Source organism: Photobacterium gaetbulicola, from assembly GCF_003025515.1.
GTDB classification, from domain to species: domain Bacteria; phylum Pseudomonadota; class Gammaproteobacteria; order Enterobacterales; family Vibrionaceae; genus Photobacterium; species Photobacterium gaetbulicola.
On record NZ_PYME01000011.1, the window covers coordinates 158,912 to 168,958 of the forward strand.

Annotated in this window: 11 protein-coding genes; 10 read left to right on the forward strand and 1 reads right to left on the reverse strand. The window is 48.8% G+C overall.

From position 1 onward, the window contains the following. The first annotated feature begins 96 nt into the window (after nt 1-96). From C9J03_RS11780 to C9J03_RS11800, 5 genes are all read left to right on the forward strand, one after another. Nucleotides 97-1,296, forward strand: coding sequence for a serine hydrolase domain-containing protein (locus C9J03_RS11780; protein WP_044623690.1), 1,200 nt, complete (start codon nt 97-99; stop codon nt 1,294-1,296). A 147-nt stretch (nt 1,297-1,443) separates the two neighbouring features. Next, nucleotides 1,444-1,743: a hypothetical protein gene (locus tag C9J03_RS11785; protein ID WP_249031109.1), complete on the forward strand. Its 300-nt coding sequence runs from the start codon at nt 1,444-1,446 to the stop codon at nt 1,741-1,743. 275 nt (nt 1,744-2,018) lie between these two features. Beyond that, nucleotides 2,019-2,891, forward strand: a complete 873-nt coding sequence (locus C9J03_RS11790) for an Ig-like domain-containing protein (protein ID WP_044623688.1) — start codon at nt 2,019-2,021, stop codon at nt 2,889-2,891. Nucleotides 2,892-3,147: 256 nt separating this feature from the next. Beyond that, the gene (locus C9J03_RS11795; protein WP_044623687.1) at nt 3,148-3,489 is read left to right on the forward strand and encodes a MerR family transcriptional regulator; all 342 of its coding nucleotides are present in this window, start codon (nt 3,148-3,150) and stop codon (nt 3,487-3,489) included. Between the two features lie 57 nt (nt 3,490-3,546). Beyond that, entirely contained in the window at nt 3,547-4,119 is a 573-nt protein-coding gene (locus tag C9J03_RS11800; RefSeq protein WP_197078604.1) for an NAD(P)H-dependent oxidoreductase, read from the forward strand. On the opposite strand, the gene mobB is transcribed toward C9J03_RS11800, so the two are convergent. Further along, complete coding sequence (mobB, locus tag C9J03_RS11805) at nt 4,116-4,631, reverse strand: molybdopterin-guanine dinucleotide biosynthesis protein B (protein WP_044623685.1); 516 nt, start codon at nt 4,629-4,631, stop codon at nt 4,116-4,118. The genes C9J03_RS11800 and mobB overlap by 4 nt on opposite strands. A gap of 324 nt (nt 4,632-4,955) precedes the next feature. On the opposite strand from mobB, the gene C9J03_RS11810 reads away from it, so the two are divergent. The 5 genes from C9J03_RS11810 to C9J03_RS11830 all read left to right on the forward strand — a co-directional run bounded on the left by C9J03_RS11810 (nt 4,956) and on the right by C9J03_RS11830 (nt 9,825). After that, nucleotides 4,956-5,441 (forward strand): hypothetical protein, encoded by a 486-nt coding sequence (locus C9J03_RS11810; RefSeq protein ID WP_044623684.1) that lies wholly within the window; start codon nt 4,956-4,958, stop codon nt 5,439-5,441. A gap of 167 nt (nt 5,442-5,608) precedes the next feature. Further along, the gene (locus C9J03_RS11815) at nt 5,609-6,676 is read left to right on the forward strand and encodes an endonuclease/exonuclease/phosphatase family protein (RefSeq protein WP_044623683.1); all 1,068 of its coding nucleotides are present in this window, start codon (nt 5,609-5,611) and stop codon (nt 6,674-6,676) included. A 109-nt stretch (nt 6,677-6,785) separates the two neighbouring features. Continuing rightward, a complete protein-coding gene (gene prpC, locus C9J03_RS11820; protein WP_044623682.1) occupies nt 6,786-7,919 on the forward strand; it encodes a bifunctional 2-methylcitrate synthase/citrate synthase in 1,134 nt (377 codons plus the stop codon). Continuing rightward, entirely contained in the window at nt 7,906-8,511 is a 606-nt protein-coding gene (locus C9J03_RS11825) for an alpha-ketoglutarate-dependent dioxygenase AlkB family protein (RefSeq protein ID WP_044623681.1), read from the forward strand. The genes prpC and C9J03_RS11825 overlap by 14 nt, the downstream gene beginning before the upstream one ends. A gap of 213 nt (nt 8,512-8,724) precedes the next feature. Further along, entirely contained in the window at nt 8,725-9,825 is a 1,101-nt protein-coding gene (locus tag C9J03_RS11830; RefSeq protein WP_044624544.1) for a DUF3541 domain-containing protein, read from the forward strand. The last annotated feature ends 222 nt before the right edge of the window (nt 9,826-10,047 follow it).

Sequence of the window (10,047 nt, forward strand, 5' to 3'; positions counted from 1 at the left end):
AAAGATCGCTTTTTTACCTTTTATTAATCACCTACCCTCCAACTATCTGTTTGATGATTTGTGAATATGTCATTCTTGATAAGGGGCGCAGCGCCGATGGTGGGAAACAACCGCTTTAATCATTTGGCCACCACTCTGGGGGGAGCGGTGTCGGTGCTGGCTATTGCCTGGGTGATGTTCAACCCTCCCAAAACCCATATTGAAGGGTTTAAATGGACGCAGGCCTCTAAGCAGAGTGATTGGGCGATAAGCTTGCCCGAGGCTGAAGGCTTCAAGACTGAACGCCTGCTGGAACTGCATGATCTGGTCACGTTGAAGAAAACCAAGAAAGTGCAGTCGTTATTGATTGTGCGCAACGGTCATTTGGTGTTTGAGCAATACTACCCGGTCCAGAGTTCACCCGATGGAACGCCAATGCCACAGTATTTCCCTCCGGGGGTGGATACTTATCATCAAATGCGCTCGGTGACCAAAACGGTCACTTCGACACTGATTGGCCATTTGCTTTACACCGGTGCTATTGCCAACAAAGACATGCCTTTGTTTGATTATTTCCTTAATGAGGATCTTCAGGATGCCGAGAAGAAGCAGGTGATCAGTCTAAGGAATGCTCTGGATTTCAACAGCGGGCTGGATTGGAAAGAGTGGGGGGCCTATCCAAGTGATGCGATGGGCATGTGGCTATCACAAGACCCTTACCAATACATTTTTGATAAAAAGATCGCGCACTCTCCTGGTGAAGTTTTTGCCTACCAAGGTGCCATGAGCGTATTGCTTGGTGGTGTGGTTGAGAAGGTGACGGGCAAGTCCCTGAGGCAATATGCCGAGCAGACGTTGTTCAATCCTTTGGGGATCACCCACTATGACTGGTTTGCCCACGAAGTCACCGGTGACTACTTGGGTTCGTCTGGCTTGTACCTGCGTTCTCGCGATTTGGCTAAGCTGGGTCAGCTATACCTAAATAATGGGGTATGGGAGGGCAAGCGTATATTCTCGGAGCAATGGGCGCAGCAGAGCTTAGTTCCCAAGGGGAAGTTTTGGCCTCACAAAACCATAGAATATGGCCACAATTGGTGGTTTCCCCTTATTACCGTGGATGGCGACAGACTGACTGTTGCTGGAATGCGGGGCTTTGGCGGTCAAGAAATGTTTATTATTCCGCAGTATAATTTAGTGATTACCATGACCTCTGGAGCGTTTATTGGCCAAGATGAAGATTTTCCTTTTGAGTTAATGGTTGACTATATCTTACCTGCAATTGGAATAAGCAAGGCAAAATATATATCACAGGTTTAATTTTGATGACAAAGGTGAAGGATAATGAAGAGAATATATATTGTTGTCGCGGTTTGTGTTTTGACTTTGATGATATTTATTCTGGAAAATAATGATAGACGGCCTCTTAATACAGCTCGGCCTAATACCCCCCCATTTCCGATATCAATGCATTATGACGGTAAATGGGAAGGTGAAAGGCGGGATATCAGCGGTGACAACATTTGTCTTGAAACTCGGGTGATTGGCACCATAGAACAGGGGATGGTTAACTTAAAGTTGCTGTATAACAACACCTTGTTGTCAGGGTGGGTGTCCAATGAGGGCGACTTGGCGCTCTATGCCAATAGTCCGCGCTGGGGGTATCGTTTTATGGGGACGGCGAAGAAAGAGCGTATTGATGGTGAGTGGAGAGTAACTAACGCTCCCTGTCACGGTACGTGGTATTTAAAAAGGGTTGGTGGGTGAGATAAGGTGAGTATTTTGTTACTCGTACTGTGTTAGATTGCTTTTTATTTAAAGTGCTTTTGTGCTTTTAATTATATTTATATGCTGTAAGAATGCCAGTAAATAAACGCTTAGGTTGTTAGTTATACCTTTCACTCGTCAGACAAAATATCTGGAACAGCTTCACACATTATTTATTTTTCATACTTTCGACTAAATACACTTGGCTCTCAGTCGTTCTGGGGACGTAGTGTTCTTAATAATTTAAATATATAAAATAATAGGAGAAAGTAGCAATGCAATTTCGTAACTTCCTATCTCTCGGTAGTTTGGCCGTCATGCTGCTGGGTACCTCTGTGGTATCTGCCAAAGATTCAGAAAATGAAATTCTAGAGCTCTTTGTGGTGCCATACCACGTTCAGCTCAATGAAGGTGAAACACGTGTAATGTCAGCGAATGCCTTCTACGCCGATGGTACCTATGTACGCGGTGTTGAGGGGGTGGAATGGCGTAGTAGCAACCCCGAAAGTGTGCCTGTTTCACAGAACGGTACTATTTTTGCCGCCCAAAAGGGCGCAACAAGTATTCATGCCAGCCTCAATGGCCATAAGGCATCCCAGCCAGGTACCGTGCTGGTCGGAGAGGCATCTGTGGATGAGTTACAGATTGAAATCAGCAACACCAATGTCATGGTCGGGCAGACTGTCGATGTAATGGTTAACGCGACGTTCAGTGACGGTGAGACCGAGGATGTAACAGGAGCGGTGACTTGGGAGCGGGTTACCAATGATGATGCATTCGAAGTTGAGGGTCGAAAGTTAACGGGCCTGAATGAAGGCTATGGCTATCTGATTGCACATTTTGATGGCAGTAAGTCTGATGCGGTGCGAATTGATGTCAACGATGCCGGCTATTTGGATCTGATGATTTTACCTGGCTCAACGACCATGGCTGTGGGGTCGACGATGACACCCACCCTCCGTGCGTTTACATCATCAGGTATGGTTAATATTGATGCATCGGAAGCCAGCTATGAGCTGAGTAAGCAGGGTATTGTCAAGGCGAACTTAAATGGCTCCCTGACGGCTATCGGCAAAGGTCAGGTGGCTGTGTATGCCATTGCGGGCAATATCAAAAGCAGCCAACCGATGGTAATTACTGTCGAGTAATTAATTTAATTCTGGCAGAGGCTCAATGAACTAGCGCCTCTGCCATGAATCACCCTGCGGTACTAGGCGCTTCAGCGACTGGCGAAATTCCTTTTGTTAAAAAGATAATTAAATACTAACTATTTGATTTTATTTATCTAAAACAATTACTATACCTATCCTTGCATATCTTTGGCAGGCGCTGTTTCTACAGTGGCCTGATTGAGTAAGAAGGGAAATAGAGAAAGTTGAGTGGAAGTATAAGGAATGGAAACCCATGTACATAGGTGAAGCAGCAAAAAAGTCTGGGGCCTCGGAGCGGGCAATTCGGCTCTATGAGTCCATGGGGTTACTGGCCGTAGCGAGATCGGGTAACTATCGGGTGTTCTCAATGGCTGATGTCGAGTTTATCCGCTTAATAAAAGAGGGGCAGTCTCTTGGGCTACACCTATCAGAGCTAAAAGGGTTGGTAGACGGTGAGAACGACTTTGATTGGGGCAAAGTGCTGCAGCTACTCGAGCACAAACAGCATGAGATTGCCCTCCAGATTAAGACGCTGGAAGCGAAGTCGGTCCGTATTGGTGAATACCGGCAGTCTATTGCGCAGTGTGACTATTGACTCTGACCTTAGGGGTAGGGTTTAAGATGCCTCCACCATACACAAGGAGGTACTGTGATGAGAAAAGTCTTGGTGATCAATGCGAATCCAAAGCAAACAAGCCTATGTCAGTCTTTGGCTGATCGCTATGCGAAGGTTGCTAGTGAGAAGCATCAGATCCAACAAATCAATATTGCTGATATGTCGTTTGAGATGGACCTTCAGCAAGGTTATGACACCGAGTCTCCGCTGGAAGACGATTTGAAAGTCTTTCAGCAGAAAGTCATGTGGGCAGAGCATATTGTCATCATCAGCCCCGTTTGGTGGGGGACGGTGCCCGCCAAGTTTAAAGGCGCAATAGATAGGGCTTTCCTTCCCGGTTTTGCGTTCAAGTACCAAGACGGCAAGGCTATACCACAAAAGCTGTTGAGCGGACGGACATCAGAACTGATCGTCACGCTCGACACGCCCCCCTTTTGGTACAAGTACGTTAATGGCAACCCGATCTATAAACAGCTTAAGCATGCTATTTTGAGTTTTACTGGAATAAAAAACCAGCGTTCGACCTATTTGGGGCCGGTGCTGAATGCCAGTGAGAAACGCCGTCAGTCATGGTTTGAAAGGATCTCCAAACAGGCCGCACAACTTTAATGATTCCGTAACCAGTCAACAATAAAATCAGCGATACTCTGAGGGGTGTTTAAATCCAAATAAGGGAGTGTGCATCCTTCAGGGGCGGTTTCATCGCTGGCAAAGGCAATAATGTTGTGGTCATTGGGGTAGAAAAGCGGTTTGCCATAGCTTGGGCGATGCACTTCAATTTTGGCGATAGGCTGGTCGCGAAACCCCTCAACCAAAATGATATCCAGCTGACTGTGATCCAGCTGCAGCAGGCACTCATCAAGTTGTGGCTCTGACCGTTCTGGCTCAGGGTACTCAAAATAAATCATGTGTCTTTCTTTGGTTGCGAGCAGTGTCTGGTTGCAACCGGCGTGGCGCAGTCGATAGCTGTCTTTGCCGGGTTTGTCCGGATCGATACTGTGGTGGCTATGTTTGACTAAACCAATACGTAGCCCCTGCGCTTTCAGCAAGGGAATGAGATGTTCGAGGAGGGTTGTTTTGCCCGAGCCACTATAGCCGGCAAAGCCAATAACAGGCGTCATACTGATTCTGTACTGTTTTAAAATTATACCCAAAGTCTAATTCAACCTGACGGGGGGACAAAAGGGTTTACGAGAAAAATCCAGTAAGTTGTAGCTAAATTAAAAGGGGAGGCTAACCTTTCTTATCTTGTATCAATATTGAGCATATTGAGTTTTTCCTCCAACAACATCATGTTTCCGACTACATTTATTGAGTACATTGCAGGTATCTGCTATTACCTTAAATAAAGGTGAACAAATGCCTTAATCGCTTGCCATACAGTTTTTTGACAGGAAGTCGTGGTATTGGTGGTAAGTACTCATAATCGCATCAGGGAGAGCGCAATGTGGGCAACATTGGATTTTGAAGCATCCGGTCTATCCGGTCAGTCTTACCCAATTGAGGTGGGATACTCACTACCAGACGGCTCGGCAAATAGTCTGTTAATCAACCCTTTGACTGCCGGTGATCCTTGGCAACACTGGGATGAATATGCTGAGTTAGAGATCCACCAAATTTCACGTCAAAAGCTTCACAACGAAGGCCTGCAGGTTGTTGACGTATGCCACCATCTCAATGCCGTATTGGGTAAATATGAACGTGTCTTCTGTGACAGTCAGTGGGATTTGTTCTGGCTCGGCCGGTTATATCATGCTGCACATATGCGTCCTTCGTTTACCTTGACTGAGGTCGGTTTGTGGCTGCTGGAGGAAAATGGTATCGACCGGGCACACTTCCAGCAGATCATGGCAGAGCTAGGTCCCGTGCAGCATCGTGCCGAGTCTGACGCCAAGCAAATCCGACTGGCAATCACTCAGCTGACAGAGTAAGAGTTTCATTCAGTTATTCCCCATTTCTGATGAGCGAATGATCGGAAGTGGGTATACTGTGTGTTCCTATTCTTCTGTGAGTGATCCCCTTGCATACCTCATCATTTTGTCGCTCTTCGGCCTGCAATTTCCCCCCCATTATTCGTACTGCGGTATTTAATGTTTCCATGTCAGCTGCCGCGTCGGGTGAAATTCTCCGACAGCTTGAGCAACCAGATCATGAGCGCTTTTCAAAACTAGCGGCCATTATCCAGCACGTAAACCCGGATGTATTGATGCTGTGCGAATTCGACCATCCAGGCCTTGGCGGTGACGACGGTGCAGTGGCGCGATTTTGCCAACATTACCTGGCATTGTCCCAGCATGGGCAGCCTGCGGTGTCCTATCCCTATCGCTACTGCCCCCCATCAAATACCGGACTGGCGATGGCCAATGATCTCGATGGGGACGGGAAGATCACCTTGCCTAATGATGCCCAAGGGTTTGGTGAACACCATGGTCATTTCAGCTTTGTGATTTTGTCGCGCTATCCCCTGCTCGATGAGGAGATAAAAAGCTGGCAAACCTTGCGGTGGCAGGACTTGCCGGGCCATCAAATGCCCGAGGGCTACTACTCAGCCGCTGCTTGTGCCGAGTTGCGTCTATCATCCAAAAACCATGTATTGGTTCCGGTCAATGTCGGTGGTGCGATCCTTCATCTGGTGTGCTGCCATCCAACCCCTCCGGTGTTTGACGGCCACGAAAAACGCAATGCCCGCCGCAATCATGATGAGCTGGCCTTATTAACCGCCATTATCGAAGATGCCGAGCACTTGGTTGATGACAAGGGCAGCTCAGGAGGGCTGCCCCGGGACAGCCGTTTTGTGGTGATGGGGGATTTGAATGCCGATATGGCCGATGGTGACGGTATGAAGCGGGCCATCCGCGATTTGTTGCTGCATCCGACGATCCACCGTAGCGTTTCCTCCGGGCGGATGACGCCGAAAAGTCTAGGCGGGCGTTTTCTCCGTCCTTGGCAACCACGTCGCGGGCGGCCAAGTGAATGGACCCATATCTCCGGGCTTCGCCTTGACTATGTTTTGCCGTCAGCTAACTTGGAGGTATTGCAGTCCGGGGTATTCTGGCCTGATAAGAAGGATCCGCTGCGGCATCTCATTACCGATGCTCGCGGTCGCGAGCGTCCTCAGGCGGGCTCCGATCATCGCTTGGTTTGGGTAGATATTGCCCTGAAATAAAGGTGTTATTGCTCCCGTCATGATTGGTTTTATGGTGTTTCCTGACCTAGGCTTTTGAATAGGCCCAAATCACTTGGACACTAAGGATGATTCGACAGGGAGGAGCTCTATGCCTGATTCACTCAAGCCGCTGGGCGGCGAAGGTTTGCGCGGCCAAACGGCCGGTAGCACGGCGCTCTGTACGGTTGGCAAGACCGGCACAGGCTTAACTTACCGAGGTTATGATATTTCTGACTTGGCCAAGCATGCTGAGTTTGAAGAGGTTGCCTACCTGCTGTTGAAAGGAAAATTGCCAACCCGTGCGGAACTTGCCGCCTACAAAACCAAGCTGATTTCATACCGCGGTTTGCCGCTGGCGTTGAAGCTGGTGCTGGAGCAAATTCCAGCCGATGCCCATCCGATGGATGTAATGCGCACGGGGTGCTCCATGTTGGGAAACCTTGAACAGGAGCACGGCTTTACCGAAGAGTACGATAAAGCCGATAGATTGCTTGCGTTGTTACCAGCCATTATCTGCTACTGGTATCGCTACAGTCACCACGGGGTGAAGATAGAAACCTATTGCGATCAAGACAGCATTGCCGGCTATTTTTTAAAAATGCTCACAGGCAAGACGCCGACGGATTTGCATAGGCAGGTGATGCACTGTTCATTGATTTTATATGCCGAGCACGAGTTCAATGCCTCGACGTTTGCCGCTCGGGTCTGTGCGTCGACCCTGTCTGATATCTATTCGTGCGTCTGTGCGGCAATCGGCACTTTGCGAGGCCCGTTGCATGGCGGTGCCAATGAGGCTGCCATGGATATGATTGAGCAGTGGCAGACCCTAGATGAAGCGGAATCAGGCATCATGGCAATGCTGGCGAATAAAGAGAAAATCATGGGGTTTGGCCATGCCATTTATCGCGAGTCCGACCCTCGCAATGCGCTGATCAAAGCATGGTCAGAACAGTTGGCTAAAGATGCCAATGATCCTGTTCTCTATGATATTTCGGTCAGGGTCGAAGCGGTGATGAAGCGAGAGAAGAATTTGTTCTGTAACGCCGATTTTTTCCATGCTTCGGCGTATCACTTCATGGCAATACCAACCAAATTGTTCACGCCTATTTTTGTCATGAGCAGGGTGACTGGGTGGGCAGCCCACGTGTTCGAACAGCGGGATCATAACCGTATTATCCGTCCGAGTGCTGACTATATCGGCCCAGAGCACCAAGAATGGATACCGATAGATGAACGCCATTAGCCGGCTTCGTGACCATGGCGGCGTCTGGCAGACCTTGCCTCAGGGCAGGGTGTATTGGCAACCGCACTTTCTAGAGCGCAGCGTGGCTGAGCAATGCTTTGAACAACTCAACCAGGAGCTGGATTGGCAGCAGCAGAAAATCAGGATGTTTGGCCGTGAAGTGCTGCAACCGCGGTTGCAGGCCTGGTGTGGTGATGCGGTTTATACCTATTCGGGCTTGACTATGCAGCCTGATCCCTGGAGCCCGACCTTGCAGGTTATCCGCCAGCAACTAGTGTCGCTGCTGGATGTTAATTTTAATTCGGTATTGGCGAACCAGTACCGCAATGGCCACGATTATATGGGCTGGCATCAGGATAATGAGCCTGAGCTTGGTGAACAGCCTGTGATCGCTTCCGTCAGCTTAGGTGCCCCCAGGCGTTTTGTCTTGCGCCATCGGCAAACCAAGGAAAAAAGAGAGTACCTGCTCACCAGTGGCTCGTTGCTGGTGATGGCGGGAGAGTTGCAGCATTATTGGCAACACACGGTACCGAAAACACGGCGGCCGACAGCGGCGCGTATTAATCTCACTTTTCGGGAGATCATGGGCTAGAGCCAGATAGCGGCATGCGGGCCCATTACTTATTGCTATTTTTACAGTGATCACAGCTGCGAGCATTAATTTACACTTTTCTGACGTTAAGGTTTCAATGCTTTGCTAGCGTGCTGGATATAAATATTTATCGCAATGAGCAGGGAGTCTTCAATGGGATGGGGTAGCAGTAGGTTGCACAGGACAGCCGTTTATTCGCTGATCGCAGGGGTGATGGCCACATCGCCAGTGACATGGGCGGATGTTCACTCCCTGGCGGAGCAAGGGGCGACTGTTAGTACTGATGCTACCAAGGTCGTTTCCTACGATGAGTCAGCGGGCTACCAGCAAGATGCGGAGCGAATTCGCCAAACCTACGAAAGCCAGCTCTTTACCCTTCCTGCCTTTAAAATGGGCCATTATGGCCTGCGGATGTATCGCCAGACGCAAGATCCCAAATACCAAGCTGCGATATGGTCTGACATGGCGCGTGTGGCCAGTCGGTTGAATTACTTCGCTACCGAAGTGCACACCCCTGAACAAATTACCGCCTATTCAGTTAAACGCCTCGCTCGCTATGATCACAAACAAGATGTTCGCAGCGACTTGCGATACGAAGCGACAAAAGACAAACCGGAATATTTTTACCTCGGGGTTGATCTGTTGGGTTCGATGGCCAGAGCCAATGAATATGGTCTTAAGCATCGTGAAGATGTAAAGCTGCGCGAAGTGATCCGCCGCTATGACTTCAAACAGTATGCGACGGATCCTGAAATGATAAGGGCGTGGGCTGCTCAATTGGCTAACCAGGTGTATTGGCTGCGCCAGTTAGGGGAGCAGGATGTGATTGATGACTTTATCGCAGCCTTCAAAGAAACCTACCCCGACAGCCAAGATAACAAGCTTAGTGATCAACAGTTCATGAATAAGGTTTACGGCCTAACTCATATCGTTTTTGCCGCAACAGAGTATTATCAGCATCCGATAAAAGAGTCTGACTATCAATGGATCTATGATTATTACCGAGCCAATATCGATACCATCCTTGAACGTTCGAAAGAGGATGTGATCGCCGAGGTTGGGATCAATTTCCTGTTGGCCGGGTTGGAAGACGACCCCGTGGTTGAAAAGACCCGCAGGACAATACAGCGTGCTTTGAACCGCCAAGCGGGTATAGTCCCGGCGGTAAACGGTAGTACGGATTTACTCGATGGCGAGCACCGTAATGTGCTCGCGATAATGCTACTGGATTGGCAAGGTGCCCATGCTGTCCCTACTATTCAGAAACAGCCGGAAATGTTTAGCGGCAAGCCTTATGGCCTGATTACTAAGTAATCCCAGACAAATATAAACCGGAATCGATATACAGCGCCCCTCAAAAGGGGCGTTGTTAATTGGGGCGGAAGTGGCAATATTTTATAGCCAATAGCCAATAGCCAATAGCCAATAGCCAATAGCCAATAGCCAATAGCCAATAGCCAATAGCCAATAGCCAATAGCCAATAGCCAATAGCCAATAGCCAATAGCCAATAGCCAATAGCCAATAGCCAATAGCC